This window comes from Streptomyces sp. NPDC005962 (genome assembly GCF_040629205.1).
GTDB lineage: Bacteria > Actinomycetota > Actinomycetes > Streptomycetales > Streptomycetaceae > Streptomyces.
Genome location: NZ_JBEXVE010000014.1, coordinates 69,120 through 87,875 on the forward strand (window position 1 = coordinate 69,120; position 18,756 = coordinate 87,875).

1 protein-coding gene is annotated in these 18,756 nt (G+C 74.4%); it reads right to left on the reverse strand.

Annotation, left to right across the window (positions count from 1 at the left end; all coding sequences use genetic code 11):
- Positions 1–18,708 carry a non-ribosomal peptide synthase/polyketide synthase gene (locus ABZ370_RS23585; RefSeq protein WP_358624214.1) on the reverse strand — a complete coding sequence of 6,236 codons (18,708 nt, stop codon included), beginning with the start codon at positions 18,706–18,708 and terminating at the stop codon, positions 1–3.
- Positions 18,709–18,756: the final 48 nt, after the last annotated feature.

Genomic DNA, 18,756 nt, shown 5'->3' on the forward strand with positions numbered 1-18,756 from the left:
TCACCGTTCGTCGTGGTCGCTGCCGCCCGAAGCGGCGTCTTCGAGTTCGCGCAGGATGTATTCCTCGACCAGATCGGCGAGGGCGGAGACCGTGTGGGCGGTCATGATGTCCCGCGGCGTCAGATCGAGGCCGAACGCCTCACCCGCCCGGGAGGCGATCAGCAGGCTGCGGACGGAGTCGCCGCCCAGGGCGAAGAAGTCGTCCTCGGCGCCGACCGGCACCACCCCGAGCACCTCGGACCAGATCTCCGCGACGACCTCCTCGGTGGGGGTCCGCGGTGCGACATGGCCCGCGGCCGGGGCCGCGGTGGCGGGTCCTGGCGCGGGCAGCGCCGCGCGGTCCGTCTTGCCGTTCTCGGTGAGCGGGAGGCGGTCCAGGACGGCGAACGCCGACGGCACCATGTAGCCGGGCAGCGTACGGCCCAGCTCGGCGCGGAGCTCGGCGTCGGCCGGGGCGGCGGCGCCGGGGGCGGGCACGAGGTGGGCCACCAGCCTGCGGACGCCGGGCTCGTCCTCCCGGACCGTCACCACGGCCTCCGCTACCGAGGGGTGGCCGACCAGGGCGGTCTCCACCTCACCGGCCTCGATGCGGTAGCCGTGCAGCTTGATCTGGTGGTCGGTGCGGCCCAGATGGTGGATGCGGCCCTCGGCGTCGTAGCGGGCGAGGTCGCCGGTGCGGTACATCCGGCTGCCCGCGGGCCCGAAGGGGTCCGCGAGGAAGCGGGACGCGGTCAGCCCCGGGCGGCCCAGATAGCCGCGGGCCAGCGACGGGCCGCTGATCCACAGCTCGCCGGGCACCCCGGGGGGCACCGGGCGCAGCCGCGCGTCGAGCAGCCGGACCCGGGTGTTCGGCAGGGGCCGCCCGATCGGCGGCGGGGCGCCGTCCGCGACCAGCGGACCGGACCAGGTGGCTACCACGGTGGCCTCGGTCGGCCCGTATGAGTTGATCATGCGGTGGTGGGGTGCCCACCGGGTCGTCAGCTCCGGACCGCAGGCGTCCCCGCCCACGATCAGCGTGCGCAGCTCGGGCAGCTCCTTCTCGGTTCCGGCGGGCAGCGTGGCCAGCGCGGCGGGCGGGATGAGGGTGTGGGTGACGCGCTGCTCGCGCAGGACGCGCGCCAGGTGCTCGCCCAGCAGCGGCCCGGGTTCCGGCACCACCAGCGCGGCACCGTGCGGCAGCGCCATGCACAGCTCCAGGACGGAGGCGTCGAAGCTGGGCGAGGCGAACTGCAGGACCCGGTCGCCCTCCCGCACCTCGTAGTGCTCGGCCTCGGCGGCGGCGAAGTCGCCGATCCCTCGGTGGGTGACGACCACGCCCTTGGGGGTGCCGGTGGACCCGGAGGTGTAGATGACATAGGCCGGGTCGTCGGGGTCGACGGGACGAGGCCGGTCCCGGTCGGCGGGCCGGTGCGCCGCACCTTCCGCCCTGTTGAGGTCGTCCAGGCTGTCGAGGGTGAGGTGCGGCGCGGCGTCCTCCAGCATCCAGGCGATGCGCCCGGCGGGATAGCCGGGGTCGACGGGCAGATGGGCGCCGCCTGCCTTGGCCACCGCGAGCTGGGCGACGACGATCTCCACCGAACGGGGCAGCACCAGCGCGACGATCCGCCCGGGACCCACGCCCCGGGCGATGAGCCGGTGGGCGAGCCGGTTGGCCCGGGCATCCAGCTCCGCGTAGGAGAGCCGGACATCGGGGGACAGGACCGCGGGCGCGTCGGGGTGACGGTCCGCGGCGGCCTCGAACAGCTCCGCCAGGGTCGTCCGCACGGCGGGCCGGGCGGTGTCGTTCCAGTCCACCAGGAGCCGCTCGCGCATCGCGGCGGGCAGGGTGTCGATCCGGTCCAGCGGCGACTCGTCGGGTGCCGAGGCGAGGGCGCCGAGGACGTGCGTCAGCTGGGCGGCCAGCCCCTGTGCGGTGGCCTCCTCGAAGAGCCGGGGGTCGTAGCCGAGTTCGACGGACAGCTCGGAGCCGGGCGAGACGACCACGGTCAGCGGGTAGTTGGTGCTCTCCAGGGCCTGGAGTTCGCGCACCCGCAGCCCGTGTTCGGCGGCGGCGGAGCTGTTGATCGGGTAGTTCTCGAACACCACCAGGCTCTCGAAGAGGTCCGCCCCGCCCGGCACCTCGCTCCAGCCCTGGAGCCGGGCGAGCGGGACATGGCCGAAGCCGCGCGCGTCCGCCTGGTCGGCCTGGAGTCCGCGCAGCCAGTCGACGGTGGCGGCGGCGCCGGGCACGGCGAGCCGCACCGGCAGGGTGTTGATGAAGATGCCGGTGATGCTGTCGGCGCCGGGCAGTTCGGTCGGCCGTCCCGAGACGGTCGCCCCGAAGCAGACGTCCGACTCTCCGCTCAAGCGAGATACGAGCAATCCCCAAGCGCCCTGGACGATCGTATTGAGAGTGAGCCGGTGCCGCCGGGCGAAGTCCTCCAGGGCGGCGGTCTCCTGCTCACCGAGCCGCTGCGACAGCCACTCCGAGGACCGGGTGGCGGCCTCCGCCGTCGGCTTGCGGTCGTAGGGGAGGGGAGTGGGTGCGGTGAACCCGGCAAGTGTGCGGCGCCAGTGCGCTTCGGCCTGCGCGCGGTCCTGTCGGCCGAGCCAGGCGACATAGTCCGCGAACGGCCTGCGGGCCTGAAGCTGAGGCTGTTCGCCCGAGGCCAGGGCCGCGTGGGCCGCGAAGACGTCCGTCAGGACCTGGAAGACGCTCCAGCCGTCGAGCAGCACATGGTGGAAGGTCCACAGCACCTGCACCTCGGTCGCCGAGAGCCGCGCCAGGGTGACGCGGAGCAGCGGTGCCGTGGCGAGGTCGAGCCCCCGGGCGCGGTCCTGGTCGAGCAGTCGCTCCAGCGCGGTCCGGCGCCCGTCCTCCGTGAGATCGCTCCAGTCCAGCTCCTCGACGGGTACGGCCACGCTGCGGCGCACGATCTGCAGGGGCTCGGACACCTCCCGCATCACCACCTCGCTGCGCAGCACCGGGGTGCGGTCGACGACGTGCTGCCAGGCGGCGGCGAGGACCCGGGAGTCCCCGACCCCGTCCAGGATGAAGCTCGCCTGCTCCACATAGAGCCCCTGGCCGCGCTGGGCCAGCCCGTGGAAGACCAGACCGTTCTGGGTGGGCGTCAGCGGATAGATGTCGGCCACGTCGCGGCCGTCGCCCGCCAGCCGGTCGACGGTCGCCTGGTCCAGGGCGGCCAGCGGGAAGTCCGAGGGCGTGCGTCCGCCCGCCTCCGGCTCCGTGCACAGCCGCATGATGGCGCGCAGCTCGTCGAGGGTCTCCTCGGCGAGCCGGGCCACCGTGGCGTGCTGGTGCCGGTCCCGGGAGTAGGACCAGGTGAGTTCGAGCGTCTTGCGCTCCACCCGGCCGACCACGTCGAGGAGATGCGGCCGGGGCGCGTCCGGGCTCATATCGCCCTCCAGGCCGCTGCGCAGGGAGTGCAGCAGTCCGTCACCGGGCAGGTCCCAGTCGAGCTGGCCGAGGTAGTTGAAGCTGATCTGCGGCTCCGCCGTGTCCGCGAGCGGGGAGCCCGGGGCCAGATGGCGCAGCGCCCCGTAGCCCAGCCCGTTCCCGGGGATCGCCCGCAGCCCCTCCTTGACGGTCTTCAGCACCTCCTCGAGACCGGTTCCGGCTCGGCCGTCCAGGGCGACGGGGTACATGCTGGTGAACCAGCCGACGGTACGGGAGAGATCGACACCGTCGAAGATCTCCTCGCGGCCGTGCCCCTCCAGGGCGACCAGCACCCGGTCCCGGCCGGTCCAGCGGCCCAGCACCCGGCCCAGCGCGCACAGCAGCACGTCGTTGATCCGGGTCAGATAGGCGCCGGGCACCTCCTGGAGCAGGACCCGGGTCTCCTCGGCGTCGAGCCGGACCGTCACCGTCTCCTCGGTGGCGGCGGTGTTCGGTCCCTCGCCGTCCGTGGGGAGGTCCGGGCAGCCGTCCGCTTCCGTCCAGTGGCCGCGCTCCGCGTCGAAGCCCCCGGCCACGGTGTGCTCGCTCAACTGCCGCGACCACGCACGGAACGAGGTGGTCTTCCGGCCGAGGCGCCCCGGCCGCCCGTCGCCGATCAGCCGGTAGGCGGTGTCCAGATCCTCCAGCAGGATGCGCCAGGAGACCGCGTCCACCACCAGATGGTGGGCGATCAGACTGAGGACCGGGCGCTCCCCGTCGCCGAGGACGAACAGCGCGGCCTTGAACAACGGCCCCTGGCCCAGGTCGAATCCGGCACGTATCCGCGCGCCCGCCTCCCGCATCGCCTCCTCCCGCAGCGCGGGGTCGGTGGCGGACAGATCGTGGACGTCGAGCACCCGCCCGGTGCCGCCCGGCGGGACGCTGTGCTGGTGCCACCGGCCGTGCTCGGTGGGCCCGGTGTGCCCGGGGGACTCGTAGCGCAGCCGCAGCGCGTCGTGGTGGTCGACCAGGGTGTCCAGGGCGGCGCGCAGCGCGGGCTCGTCCACCGGCCCGGTCAGCTCGGCGGACACCGACTGGGTGAAGTGGCCGGGGCTGTCCGGGAGGGTGTCGAACAGCCAGTGCTGGACCGGGGTGAGCGGCACCTCGCCGACGACCGGCCCCTGTTCGGCCGCGACCGCCGTGGCCGGGACGTCCCGCGCGGCGGCGGCCAGGTCCGCGACGGTCTGGTGGACGAACAGATGGCGCGGGGTCAGCTCGATCCCCGCCCGGCGGGCCGAGGAGACGATCTGGATGCTGAGGATGGAGTCGCCGCCGAGGGTGAAGTAGTTGTCGTCGACGCCGACCCGCTCCACCCCCAGGACTTCGGCCCAGATCCCGGCGAGGGCCTTCTCGGCCTCCGTACGGGGCGGGACGTGACCGGTGGCCGGGGCGGCCCAGTCCGGGGCGGGCAGCGCCCGCCGGTCGAGCTTGCCGCTGGGGTTCAGCGGCAGCCGCTCCAGGGTGACGACGGCCGCGGGCACCATATGGTCCGGCACGCTGGTGGCGAGGAACGCGCGCATCGCGGCGGGGTCGAGCCTCCCCGTCCCGGTGGCCGGGACGACATAGCCGACCAGCCGCTTGTGGCCCGAGGTCTCGACGACGGCCGCGGCCGCCTCGGCGACCTCGGGGTGGCGTGCGAGCGCCGCTTCGACCTCGCCCAGCTCGATGCGGAATCCGCGCACCTTGACCTGGTCGTCGGTCCTGCCGAGGTACTCCAGCTGCCCGTCCGCGTCCCAGCGCACCAGGTCGCCGGTGCGGTACATCCGGCTGCCCGCGGGGCCGAAGGGATCGGCGGTGAAGCGGTCAGCGGTCAGCCCGGGGCGGCCGAAGTACCCCCGGGCCAGGCCCGGTCCGGCCAGGTACAGCTCTCCGGGCACCCCGACCGGCACCGGCCGCAGCCGCGCGTCCAGCGCGTAGGCCCGGGTGGCGGCGATGGGGGAGCCGATCGGCGGGGTGCGGCCGGGGTCGGCGGGGTCGCACGTCCAGGCGGTGGCGTAGACGGTGGCCTCGGTGGGGCCGTAGATGTTGGCCACCCGGCAGCCCGGGATGGCCGTACGGACCTCCTGCACGGTACGGGCCGCGAGACCCTCGCCCGCCAGCACCACGGCGTCGGCCGTGACGGACACGCCGCCCTTGCCGAGCACCTGCCCGAGGGCCGAGGGCACGGCGCTGATCAGGGACGCGGTCCACGGCTCGGCACGCTCGGCCAGGGTGAGCAGATCGCGGACGATCTCCAGGGAACCGCCCGCCAGCAGCGGGCAGATGATCTCGAAGACCGACACATCGAAGTTGAGCGAGGTGGACGCCACGACATGGGAGAGCCCCGCCGCGCCGAACTCCTCCGCCGCCCAAGCGGCCAGCGCGGCCACCCCCTGGTGCGTGGCCACGACACCCTTGGGCGTGCCCGTAGATCCGGAGGTGTGGATGACATACGCCGGATGGCCGGAAACCAGCGGCGCGGTGCGCTCGGCGTCGACGACGTCATGCGCGCCCAGATCGGACAGCGCCCGGCCGGACAGTGCCCGGCCGGACTCCGCGTCGTCCAGCAGGATGTGGTGGCCCGGTCCGGCCGGGATGCGGGGAGCCGTCTCCCGGGTGGTCAGGACGATGTCCGGGGCGATGTCGGCGATCAGATACGCGATGCGCTCCGCCGGGTACGCGGGGTCGACCGGAAGATATCCGGCGCCGCTCTTGAGCACCGCCAGCACGGCCACCACCAGCTCCGGCGTACGCGGCAGCGAGAGCGCCACGAAGCGCTCGGGACCGGCTCCCGCGCCGATCAGCAGCCGGGCCAGCCGGTTGGCGCGCTCGTTCAGCTCCCGGTAGGTCAGCCGCGTCTCCGCTCCCCGCACCGCCACCGCGTCCGGGGTCCGGGCCGCCTGCGCCTCGAACAGCTCCGGCAGGACCGCGCGCGGCGCCGGGGAGATGGGACCGCTGAACTCGTCCAGGATGCGGCGGGTGTCCGCCTCCCCGATCAGCGGCAGCTCCTCCAGCCGCCGGTCCGGATCGGCGGCCATCTGGGCCAGCAGCCCGTGCAGGCACCCGCCCAGCCGCTCGACCGTGGCGGCGTCGAACGCGGCGGGGTCGTAGTCCAGCGAGATCGACAGCCGCTCCTCGGGCGCCACCACGACGCTGAGCGCGTAGTTCGTCGGTTCGAGATCCCGCTCCTGATGGATACGGAGGCCGTGCGCCGCGATCGCCTCGCTGTCGAAGGGGTAGTTCTCGAAGACCACGATGCTGTCGAAGAGGCCGACCCCGCCGGGCACCTCGCTCCAGCTCTGCAACTGCGCCAGGGAGACGAACTCGAAGCGCCGGGACTCCGACTGCGCCGTCTGGAGCTCCCGCAGCCAGCTCATCAGCGGGCTCCGGCCGTCCACCCGGACCCGGGTGGGGATGGTGTTGATGAACACCCCGACCATCGCCTCGACCCCCGGCAGCGCGGCCGGGCGGCCCGAGACGGTGGTCCCGAACGCCACGTCGTCCGTTCCGCTGTAGCGGGACAGCAGCAGCCCCCAGGCGCCCTGCACCACCGTGTTCATGGTCAGCCCGTTGCGCTGGGCGACCATACGGAGCCGGGCGGATTCCTCGGCGCCCAGGGCGACCCGGTGCGTGCCCGAGGACGCGGTGCGGTGCGCCTCGGCCGCGGGCCGGTCGCGGGGCAGTTCGGTCGGGGCGGTGAAGCCCGCCAGCGCCCCGCGCCAGAACCGCTCGGCCTCCGCCGTGTCCTGCTCGCCGAGCCAGCCCAGGTACTCCCGGAACGGACGCCGGCCGGGCACGACGGCACCGCGCCCGGTGGTGAGCGCCGCGTACCGCTCGCAGACCTCGTCGAAGACCTGCGCCGCGCTCCAGCCGTCTAGCAGCACATGGTGGAACGTCCAGATCAGCCGCACCTCGTCCGGCGACAGCCGGATCAGGGCCAGCCGGGTCAGCGGTGCGCTGCCCAGGTCGATGCCCTCGGCCCGGTCGTCGGCGAGCAGCCTGCTCAGTTCGGCCTCGCGCCACCCCTCGGACCGTCCGGTCCAGTCGTGGTGGGCGATCCGCAGGGTGGCCCGCCGCCGTACGACCTGGAGGGGTTCGGGGGTGTCCGCCCAGACCAGGTGGGTGCGCAGGATCGGGTTGGCGTCCGCGGTCCGCTGCCACGCCGTGGCCAGCGCCCGCGGGTCGCTCACCCCGGTGAGCCGCAACTGCACCTGGTTGAAGTAGGCGTCGGACGCCGGGTCCACGAGGCTGTGGAACAGCATCCCCGCCTGCATCGGGGTCAGCGGGTAGAGGTCCTCCACCGACCGCCCGTCGGCGGCCACCCGGTCCACCGCGGCCTGGTCCAGCCGGGCCAGCGGGAAGTCCGACGGGGTACGGCCGCCCGCGCCGGGTGCGGCGCAGTGGGCGACGATGTCCTCCAGGGCGCGCAGCATCTCCCCGGCCAGCCGGGAGACCGTCTCCTCGGAGTGGGTCCCGGAGCCGTAGTACCAGGTGATCTCCAGGCACCGCCGCTCGACCCGGCCCACGATGTCGAGCAGATGCGCCCGGGGCGAGTCCGGCGCGGCGTCTCCGCCCAGGCCGCCCCGCACGGTGCGGACCAGGGCGTCGTCGCCGGTGGTCCCGCCCGTGTCCGACCAGTCGAACTGGCCGAGGTAGTTGAAGCTGATCCGTGGCTCGGCGGCGTCCGCGAGCGGCGAATCGGCGGCCAGATGACGCAGCGCGCCGTAGCCGATGCCCTGGGCGGGCACCGCCCGCAGCTGCTCCTTGACGGACTTGAGCGTCTCGCCCCAGCCGCCACCGGGAACGTCGCCGGGGATGTTCAGGGCGACCGGGAACATGGTGGTGAACCAGCCGACGGTACGGGACAGGTCCACGCCGTCGAGGAGGTGTTCCTCGCGGCCGTGCCCCTCCAGGTCGACGGCGATCCGCCGCCGCCCGGTCCACTCGGCCAGCACCCGGCCCAGCGCCGAGAGCAGTACGTCGTCCACGCGGGTGCGGTAGACCTCGGGCACCTGCTGGAGCAGGGCGGTGGTCCGCTCCCGGTCCAGCGTGACGGTGACCGACCGCATGGCCGCGACGGTGTTGCCGCCCTCGCTGTCCACCGGAATCCCGGCGGCGCAGTCGGCGGCCACCGCCTGCCAGTGGGGGAGTTCGGCGTCGAAGCCACCGGCCGTGGTGTGCTCGGCCAGCCGCCGGGACCAGTCCCGTACGGAGGTGGTGCGCGCGCCGAGGTCGGCGGGGTCGCCGCCGAGCACCTGGCGGTAGGCGGTTTCCAGGTCCTCCAGCAGCACGCGCCAGGAGACACCGTCGACCACCAGGTGGTGCACGGTCAGGAAGAGCGACGGCCGCGACTCGGGGCCCGGGTGCAGCAGCCGGGCGGCCAGCAGCGGCCCGCGGTCCAGGACGAAACCGGCGTTCGCCTCGGCGATGGCCGCCTCCTCGGCGGCCTGCCGCTCGTCCTCCCCGAGCCCCGACAGGTCCACCTCCCGCAGCGGGTCCGGGCCGCTCTCGTCCGGCGGCGGGCAGTACTGCCGTACCGTGCCGTCCGCCCGGCGCGTGAAGCGCGTCCGGAGCGCGTCGTGGTGGACCAGCAGCGCCCGCAGGGCCGCGCGCAGCGCCCGGGGGTCGGGGTCGCGGTCGAGTTCGACCAGGACGGACTGGTTGAAGTGCTCGGGCCGGGGGCTGTCCGTGCCGAGGAACCAGTGCTGGATCGGGGTGAGCGGCAGCTCGCCGCTGACCGGCCCCGCGTCGGCGGCGGGCCGGGCGGTGGCGGTGGCCGTGGCGACGGCGGCGAGCGCGGCGATGGTGGGGTGCTTGAAGAGTTCCCTGGGCGTCACCGACAGGCCCGCCTGCCGGGCGCGCGAGGCGACCTGGATGCTGAGGATCGAGTCGCCGCCGAGCATGAAGAAGTTGTCCTCGACGCCGACCCGCTCCCGGCCCAGCAGCGGGCCCATGATCTCCGCGAGGACGCGCTCGGCGTCGGTGCGGGGCGCCACGTACTCCGCGCCCGCCGTGGCCGCCGCCCAGTCGGGCTCGGGCAGCCGTCGGCGGTCCACCTTGCCGTTGCCGGTGAGCGGAAGCTCGTCCAGGGCGAGGAAGACCGCGGGCACCATGTAGTCGGGCAGCGCCTGGCCCAGCAGGGACCGCAGCTCCTCCGGCTCCGGCACCGCGGCGCCGTGCACCGGGACCAGATAGGCGGCCAGGAGCTTGCGCTCCCCGTCCCGCGCGAGCGCCACGACCGCCTCGGCGATCTCCGGGTGGCGGGTGAGCGCGGCCTCGATCTCGCCCGGTTCGATGCGGAAGCCCCGCACCTTCATCTGGTCGTCCGACCGGCCCACGAAGGCGAGTTCGCCGTCGGCGGTCCAGGACACCAGGTCCCCGGTGCGGTACATCCGGGAGCCGGGCGGACCGAACGGGTCGGCGACATAGCGCTCGGCCGTCGGGCCGGGCCGGTCGCGGTAGCCACGGGCGAGCCCGGCGCCCGCCACGTACAACTCGCCAGGAATGCCCGGCGGTTGCGGCTGGAGCGCGCCGTCCAGGACGTAGACGCGGGTGTTGTCCATCGGCCGTCCGATGGGCAGCGTCCCGGGCAGCTCCTCACCGGCGCGGAAGGGGCGCCGGGTGGCGAAGGTCGTGGTCTCGGTGGGCCCGTAGCCGTCGACCACCGTCAGGTCCGGGCAGGCGTCGAGCACCCGGCGGACCGCCGCGGGCGGCACCGCCTCGCCGCCGGTCCACACCTCCCGGGCGCCGCGCAGGCAGTCCGGCGCCTCCTGCGCCAGCAGCCGGAACAGACCGGCGGTCAGCCACAGGCAGCTCACCCCGTGGCCGGTGATCGCGTGGCGCACGGTGTCCGCGTCCACGTCGCCGACCGGCGCCAGGACGGCCGTACCGCCGCGCAGCAGCGGCACCCACACCTCGTAGGTGGAGGCGTCGAACGCCTGCGGGGAGTGCACCAGCACCCGGTCGTGTCCGGCGAAGATCCGGTCGTGGGCGAGGGCGGTCACATCGCGGTGCCGGACCGCGACGCCCTTGGGCCGCCCGGTGGAGCCCGAAGTGAACATCAGATACGCCGTGTTGTCGGCGAAGATCTCCACCGCGGGCGGTCCCGGCGGCCCGTCACCACTTGCGGCGCCGGGCTCCAGCAGCAGCGTCCGCCCGCCGTGCCCGAGGTCCGCCGCGGTCCGCTCCCAGGCGCGGTCGGTCAGCAGGACGTCCGCCGCCGCCTCGGCCAGCACCACCCGGAGCCGGTCCTCGGGCGCCCGGGTGTCCAGCGGTACGTACACCCCGCCCGCCTTGACGATCGCCAGCTGGGCGACCACCAGTTCCACGGACCGGTCCATCAGCACGGCCACCGGCCGCTCCGGCCCGACTCCGAGCCCGGCGAGCCGGTGGGCCAGCCGGTTGGCGCGCGCGTCCAGCTCCCGGTAGGTCACCGGGCCGCCGTCGCCGTCCAGCGCGGGCGCGTCCGGCGTACGACGCACCTGTTCGGCGAAGAGACCGGCCACCGAGCCCTCGGGCAGCGGGGCCGTGGTGTCGTTCCACTCCCCGAGCACCTGGGCGCGCCGGGCGTCGCTGAGCACCGGGAGGCGTGCGGGCGCCCGGTCCGGGCCGGTGGCCATGTTCGTCAGCAGCACCGACAGGTACTCGGCCATGCGCTCAACCGTCGCGGCGTCGAACAGGGCCGGGTCGTAGCCGAGCCGCAGCGCCATCTCCTCGCCGGGGTAGACGACCAGGCTCAGCGGGTAGTTCGTCGTCTCGACGCCTTCGAGGTCCCGCAGGGCCAGCCCGTGGGCGGCGGCGAGGTCCCCGCCGACGGGATAGTTCTCGAACACCACGATGCTGTCGAAGAGGTTCACCCGCTCGGCGAGCCCGGTCATGGACCGCAGCCGGGTGAGCGGTACGAAGTCGAACCGCCGGTCATCGGTCTGCCGCTCCTGCACCTCCCGCAGCCACGACAGCAGGGTCCCGTCGGTGGGCACCTCCAGCCGGGTCGGCACGGTGGTGATGAAGAGACCGGTCATGGCTTCGACACCCGGCAGCTCCGGCGGACGGCCCGACACCGTGGTCCCGAAGACGACGTCCGGGCGGCCGGTGTAGCGGGCGAGCAGCAGCGTCCAGGCGCCCTGGAGCAGGGTGTTCATGGTGAGCCCCGCGCCCCTGGCCAGCTCCGCCAGACGGCCGGACGCGGCCGCGGGCAGCGTGACCCGCACCTCGCCGGTGGACTCCGCGTGATGGGTCTCGGTGGGCTCCCGGTCGAAGGGCAGCGGGGTGGGCTCCGCCAGATCGCCGAGCCGGGAGCGCCAGTGCTCCTCGGCCTCCGCCCAGTCGCGGTCCCGCAGCCAGGCCACATAGTCGCGGAACGGGCGGCGGCTGGGCAGCGCGGCCCCCGCCCCGGCCGCATGGCAGGCGAAGACGTCGGACAGCACCTGGAACAGGCTCCAGCCGTCCAGGATCAGATGGTGGAACGTCCACACCACCTGGACCTCGGTGTCCGACAGCCGGGCCAGCGCCAGCCGCATCAGCGGCGCGGCGGCCAGGTCGAGACCCCGCTCCCGGTCCTCGGCGAGGAACCGCCGCGACTCCTCCCGGCGCTCGGACGCGGACAGAGCGCGCCAGTCGAGATGGATCACCGGCACCCGCACCCCGCGCTCCACCACCTGCAGCGGCTCGGGCACCCCGTCCCACTCGGCGCGGCTGCGCAGCACCGGCGTACGGTCGGCGACCCGCTGCCAGGCCGCGGCGAGCCGCCGCGGGTCGGACACCCCGTCGAGGACGAACGTGAGCTGCTGGAAGTAGGCGCGCCGGTCGTCCTGGGACAGCCCGTGGAACAGCATGCCCGCCTGGGTGGGGGTCAGCGGGTAGATCTCCTCCACCCCGCTGCCGTCGCCCACCAGCCGGTCCACCGTGCCCTGGTCGAGGGAGACGAGCGGGAAGTCGGAGGGGGTGCGGCCGCCCGCGCCGGGCGTGGCGGCGTGCCGGGCGATGGCGCGCAGCGCCCGCTGGAACTCCCCGGCCAGCCGCCCGACGGTCTCCTCCGTGTGCAGATTCGCGGAGTAGAACCAGGTGAACGCGAGCCGCTGGTCCTCGACCAGGCCGACGACCTCCAGCGGATGCGGCCGCAGCGCCTCCGTGTCGGCGTCCAGGGCCAGTTCGCGGTGGAGGCCGCGGAAGAGCCCGTCGCCGTCGCCCGGCAGCTCGAACTGGCCGAGGTAGTTGAAGCTGATCCCGGCCGCGGGACCGGCCGGAATCCCCTCGGTACGGGCGAGATGGGCGAGCGCCCCGTAGCCCAGGCCGCGCTGCGGCACGGCCCGCAGCTGCTCCTTGACGGACTTGAGGACGTCCCCCCAGTCACCTTCGGGAAGGTCGAGCGCGACGGGGAAGCGGGTGGTGAACCAGCCGACCGTACGGGAGAGATCCACCTCCTCGAAGATCTCCTCGCGGCCGTGGCCCTCCAGGTCCACCGGCACGCTCCGGCGCCCGGTCCACCGGCCCAGTACCTGGGCCAGCGCGCTCAGCAGCACATCGTTGACCTGCGTCCGGTAGACCTCGGGCAGTGTCTGGAGCAGGGCGGTGGTCTCGTCCCGGTCGAGCGTGACGGTGACCGACCGGGCCGAGGCGTAGGTGTTCGCCCCGGCCGTCCCCGCCAGGTCCAGCGGCAGCGACGGATCGCTGTCCCGGACCAGGCGCGTCCAGTACGCGGCCTCGGCGTCGAAACCCCCGGCCCGCGCGTGGTCGTTCAGCCGACGGGCCCAGCGGCGCAGCGGGGAGGACGGGGCGGGCAGCTCGGCCGCCGCGCCCCGGGCCAGTGCGCGGTAGGCGGTGTCCAGGTCCTCCAGCAGGATGCGCCATGAGACCCCGTCCACCACGGCGTGGTGCACGGTGAGGTGGAGCACCGGCCGCCGCTGGGGGCCGGCGTCCTCCTCCAGCACCGCGCGCAGCAGCGGTCCGGCCGTCACGTCGAAGGAGCCGAGGTGGGGCTCGCCGCCACCGGTGTGGCGGTGCGGGAGGTCGCTCAGGTCCGCCGCCGCGTCGTCGATCCGCTGGTAGCGGCCGTCGCCGCCGTCCTTCTGGGGGAAGCGGGAGCGCAGGGCGTCGTGGTGGCGCACGACGGCCTCCAGGGCGCCGCGCAGCGCGTCCTCGTCCACCTCTTCGGGCAGGACGAGGGAGATCGTCTGGTTGAAGTGTCCGGCCCGCTCGGGGTCGGCCTCGAACAGCCAGTGCTGGATGGGCGTCAGCGGCAGCTCCCCGGTGGCCGTCTCCGCGACGGCGCCGGGCTTCGGCTGGGCGGCCGCGGAGTCCAGGTGCAGGGCGAGGGCGGCGATCGTCTGGTGGCGGTAGACATCGCGCGAGGTGACAGAGAGCCCGGCCTGCCGTGCCTGGGAGACGACCTGGATGCTGAGGATCGAATCGCCGCCGAGGGAGAAGAAGTTGTCCTCCACCCCGATGCGTTCCACATGGAGGATCTGGGCCCAGACCGCCGCGAGGGTCCGCTCGGTCGCGGTGCGCGGCGCCACATAGCCGGGCGCCGCCGCCTGCCCCCAGTCCGGATCGGGGAGGCGGCTGCGGTCCAGCTTGCCGTTGGGGTTGAGCGGCATCCGCTCCATGACCAGGACCGACGCGGGCACCATGTAGTCGGGCAGGCTGCCCTGGAGGAACGTGCGCAGCGCGGCCGGGTCCGGCGCGGCGCCCGGCGCGGGCACGACATAGGCGACGAGCCGCTTGTGGCCGCCGGCCTCCTTCGCGACGGCGGCGGCCTCGGCGACGCCGGGGTGGCGCAGCAACGCCGTCTCGACCTCGCCGAGTTCGATGCGGAAGCCGCGGATCTTCACCTGGTCGTCGGCGCGGCCCATGTACTCCAGCTGGCCGTCGCCGCCCCAGCGCACCAGGTCGCCGGTGCGGTACATCCGGTCGCCCGGCGTCCCGAAGGGGTCGGCGAGAAAGCGGTCGGCGGTCAGCGAGGGCCGGTTGAGGTAGCCCCGGGCGAGGCCCCGGCCGCCGAGGTACAGCTCGCCGGTCACCCCGGGCGGCACCAGCCGCAGCGTCCGGTCCAGGACATAGGCGCGGGTGTCGGCGACGGGCCTGCCGATCGGCGGCGCCTCCCGGGGGGTGCCGCCCGAGGAGAACCAGGCGGTGGCGTACACGGTCGCCTCGGTCGGCCCGTACATGTTGACGATGCGGCAGGAGGGCAACGCTGCCCGGATGTCCCGTACGGTCTGCGCGGGAAGCGCCTCGCCCGCCAGGACGACGGTCGCCGCGTCGATGCGTCCGGCCTCGATGTATCCGGCGTCGGTCTGCCCCGCGTCCCCGCTCAGCAGCCGGGCGAACACCGACGGGACGCCGCTGATCAGCCCGGTCGCGCGCGGCCGGTTGGCGGGGTCGGCGAGGGCCAGCAGATCCTGGACGATCTCGATGCTGCCCCCGGCCAGCAGCGGGCACAGGATCTCGAACACGGACACGTCGAAGTTGAGCGAGGTGGAGGCCACCACCCCGGTCAGCCGCTCCCGTCCCAGCTCGGCCCCGGCCCAGGCGGCCAGGCCCGCCACGCTCTGGTGGGTGACCACCACGCCCTTGGGCGTGCCGGTGGACCCGGAGGTGTAGATGACGTAGGCGGGGTGGGCCCGGTCCAGCGGTCCGGTGCGCTCGTCGTCGGCGATGTCGCCGTCCGCCCGCCGGGCCAGCTCGGCGCCCACCCCGGCGTCGTCCAGCACCAGCGGTTCGACGCCCGCGGGCAGGCAGCCCGCGGTGTCGGTGGTGGCGAGGACGGTGGAGGGCGCGGCGTCGTCCAGCATGAACGCGATGCGCTCGGCGGGATAGCCGGGGTCCACCGGCAGATATCCGGCGCCCGCCTTGAGGACCGCCAGCAGGACGACGACGAGGTCGGCCGAGCGCGGCAGCGCCAGCGCCACCAGCCGCTCGGGGCCGACGCCCCGGTCGATCAGCAGCCGGGCGAGCCGGTTGGCGCGCCGGTTCACCTCGTCGTAGGAGAGCCGGACGTCCCCGCAGGTCACGGCGGTCGCCCGCGGCTGCCGTGCCGCCTGCGCGGCGAAGAGTTCGGGCAGTGTCGCGTCGGTGGCGGCCTGGCCCGGACCGTTCCAGGAGTCGAGCAGCTTGTGCCACTCGGCGTCGCTCAGCATCTGCAGCTCGATCAGGGTGCTGCCGGGGTCGGCCACCATCCGGGTCAGCAGCCGGTACAGATGCCCGGCCATCTGTTCCATCGTCCGGGCGTCGAAGAGATCGGAGTTGTATTCGACGGTGAGCCCCAGCGAGCCGTCGTCCCGGGGCAGGAACTCCAGCACCAGGTCGAACCGCGCGGCGGGGCGGGGCAGGGAGTGTTCGGCGATCGTCATGCCCCCGGCCTCCCGGGCGGGGACCATGGCGTTCTGCTGGACGACCAGCGCCTGCACCAGCGGGTTGCGGCTGGCGTCGCGCTTGACGGCCAGCTCCTCGACGACCCGCTCGAACGGCAGCCGGTCGTGGCTGAACGCGTCGAGCACGGTCTCACGCATCGCGTCCACGAACTGCTCGACGGTGCTGTCCCCGTCGACGTCGGCGCGCAGCACCAGCGTATTGACGAAGAACCCGGCGACCGACTCCAGCTCCTTGCGGTGGCGTCCGCTGGTGACGGTGCCGAAGACGACGTCCCGCTGGCCCGAGTAGCGGGAGAACAGGACCGCGACGGACGACGCGAGGAGGGTGAACAGCGTGGTGTTCCGCTCCCGGCCGAGCCTGCCGAGCGCGGCCACCAGATCGGCGGGCAGCTCGCGCCGGTGCACCGCCCCGGCGGTGGTGCGCACCGGGGGGCGGGGGCGGTCGGTGGGCAGCTCCAGGGTCTGCATCCCGGCGAGCTTGGTCCGCCAGTACTTCAGGTCCGTCTCCTGCCCGGGCGGGGCGGGGCGGTTCTCCTCCCAGACGGCGAAGTCCGGGTATTGCAGCGTGGGCCGGGGCAGTGCGGGGTCGGTGCCGGTGACCTCCGCCTCGTACAGGGCGGCCAGTTCGCGGACCAGGACGCCGACCGACCAGCCGTCGGTGACGATGTGGTGCTGGGCCAGCAGCAGGACATGGTCGTCGTCGGCGAGCCGGATGAGCAGCGCTCTGGTCAGCGGGCCCTCGGCGAGGTCGTAGGGGCGGTTCAGCTCGTCGGTCAGCAGCCGTTCGACGGCCGCGTCCCGCTCGGCGGCGGGCCGTACCTCCAGGTCGGCGTGGTCCAGCGGTACGGTCCCCTGCCCGGCGATCCGCTGCACGCCGTGTCCGTCCACGGTGACGAAGGTCGTGCGCAGCGCGTCGTGCCGGGCGGCCAGGGTGCCGAGCGCGCGGCGCAGGGCGCCGGTGTCGAGCGGGCCGCTCAGCCGCAGCCCGGCCCCGGTGTTGTACTCGGTGCCGCCGGAGGTCAGGTCGTCCAGGAACCACAGCCGCCGCTGGGCGGCCGACAGCGGCAGCGGCCGGTCGCGCGGGGCGGGCGGGATCGGCGCCTCCGGCGCGCCGGCGGGCTCCTCCGGCAGCCGGGCGGCCAGCCGGGCCACGGTCCGGGCGTCGAGCAGCTCCCGGAGCGTCAGTTCCACGCCCAGCTCCGCCCGGAGCCGGGACAGCAGCCGGACGCCGAGGATGGAGTCGCCGCCCAGCCCCAGGAAGTCGTCCTCGACGCCCACGGTGTCCACCGGGAGCACCTCGGTCCAGACGCGGACGAGGGCGGCCTCGGCGGGGGTGCGCGGGGCGATGTGGCGGGAGTGCCCTTCCGCGGTGGCGGCCGGGGCGGGCAGCGCCTGCCGGTCGATCTTGCGGTGCGGGGTGAGCGGGAACGCGTCCAGCACGACGTAGGCGGACGGCACCATGTGGGCGGGCAGCAGCCGGCCCGCCGCGGCCCGCAGCTCCGGGCCCTGCGGGCGCTTCTCGCCGCCGGCGGGCACCACATAGGCGACCAGCCGCTTGAGCCCGGGCTCGTCCTCCCGCACGGTGACGACGGCGGCCTGGACGCCGGGGTGGCGGGCGAGCGCGGCCTCCACCTCGCCCAGTTCGATGCGGAAGCCGCGCACCTTGACCTGGTGGTCGGTCCGGCCGAGGAACTCCACCTCACCGTCGGTGTTCCAGCGGGCCAGGTCACCGGTGCGGTACATCCGGGCGCCGGGCGGCCCGAACGGGACCGCGACGAAGCGCTCCGCGGTCAGCCCCGGCCGGTCGAGATAGCCCCGGGCCACTCCCGCGCCGCTGATGTACAGCTCCCCGGTGGCGCCCACCGGCACCGGCCGCATCGACTCGTCCAGCACGAACACCCGGGTATTGGGCAGCGGGCGGCCGATCGGCGGGTTGCCGGAGCCCGCCTCCAGGGCGTCCGTCCAGGTGGCGACGACGGTGGCCTCGGTCGGGCCGTAGGAGTTGACCATCCGCCGGCCCGGTGCCCACAGGTCCACCAGACCGGCGGGGCACGCCTCCGCGCCCACGATCAGGGTGCGGAACTCGGGCAGGCCCTCGCGGACCTCCTCTACAGGCACCGTCGCCAGCGCCGCCGGGGGGATCAGGGCGTGGGTCACCCGGTGTTCCCGCAGCACGGCGGCGAGTTCGGCGCCGAGCAGCGGCCCCTCCGGGGGCACCACCAGCGAGGCCCCGGCGAGCAGCGAGGAGCACAGCTCCAGTACGGAGGCGTCGAAGCTCGGCGAGGAGAACTGCAGCACCCGGTCGCCCGGCCGGACGCGGTAGTGGTCGGCGGTCGCGGCCGAGAAGTTGCCCAGCCCGGCGTGCGGCACCATCACGCCCTTGGGCACACCGGTGGAGCCGGAGGTGTAGATGACGTACGCCGGGTGCTCCGGCAGCAGTGGGGTGAGCAGATCGGCGTCGCCGGGCGTGTGCTCGGGGCCGGTCACGGCCCGGATGTGCTCCGGATCGTCGAGCACCACCACCGGCCGGGCGTCGGCCAGCATCATGGCCCGGCGCTCCTCGGGGTGCGCGGGGTCCACCGGCAGGAACGCGGCCCCGGCCTTGGCGACCGCCAGCTCGGCCACCACCAGTTCCGCCGAGCGCGGCAGGACCAGTGCCACCACGCGCTCGGGCCCCACACCGCGCCCGATGAGGTGGTGGGCCAGCCGGTTCGCCCAGGCGTCGACCTCACCGAACGACCACGTCCGGTCCCCGGCCACCAGCGCCGCGGCCCCGGGGGTACGGGCCGCCCAGGACGCGAACAGCTCACCCAGCGGTGCGCGGGAGACGGCGCGGGACGTGGCGTTCCACGCCGCGGGAGGCAGGCCCGGGGGGTCCTGGGGTGCGGACGCCGAACCAGATGCGTTGTCGTAGTGGTCCATCATGTCGGTGCGGCCCTTCAGAGCGGTTGAAAGGGTGGAACACGGGTGATG

Coding starts and splice junctions, on each gene's coding strand:
- ABZ370_RS23585 (WP_358624214.1), bottom strand. CDS start 18,708: ATGATGGACCACTACGACAACGCATCTGGTTCGGCGTCCGCACCCCAG.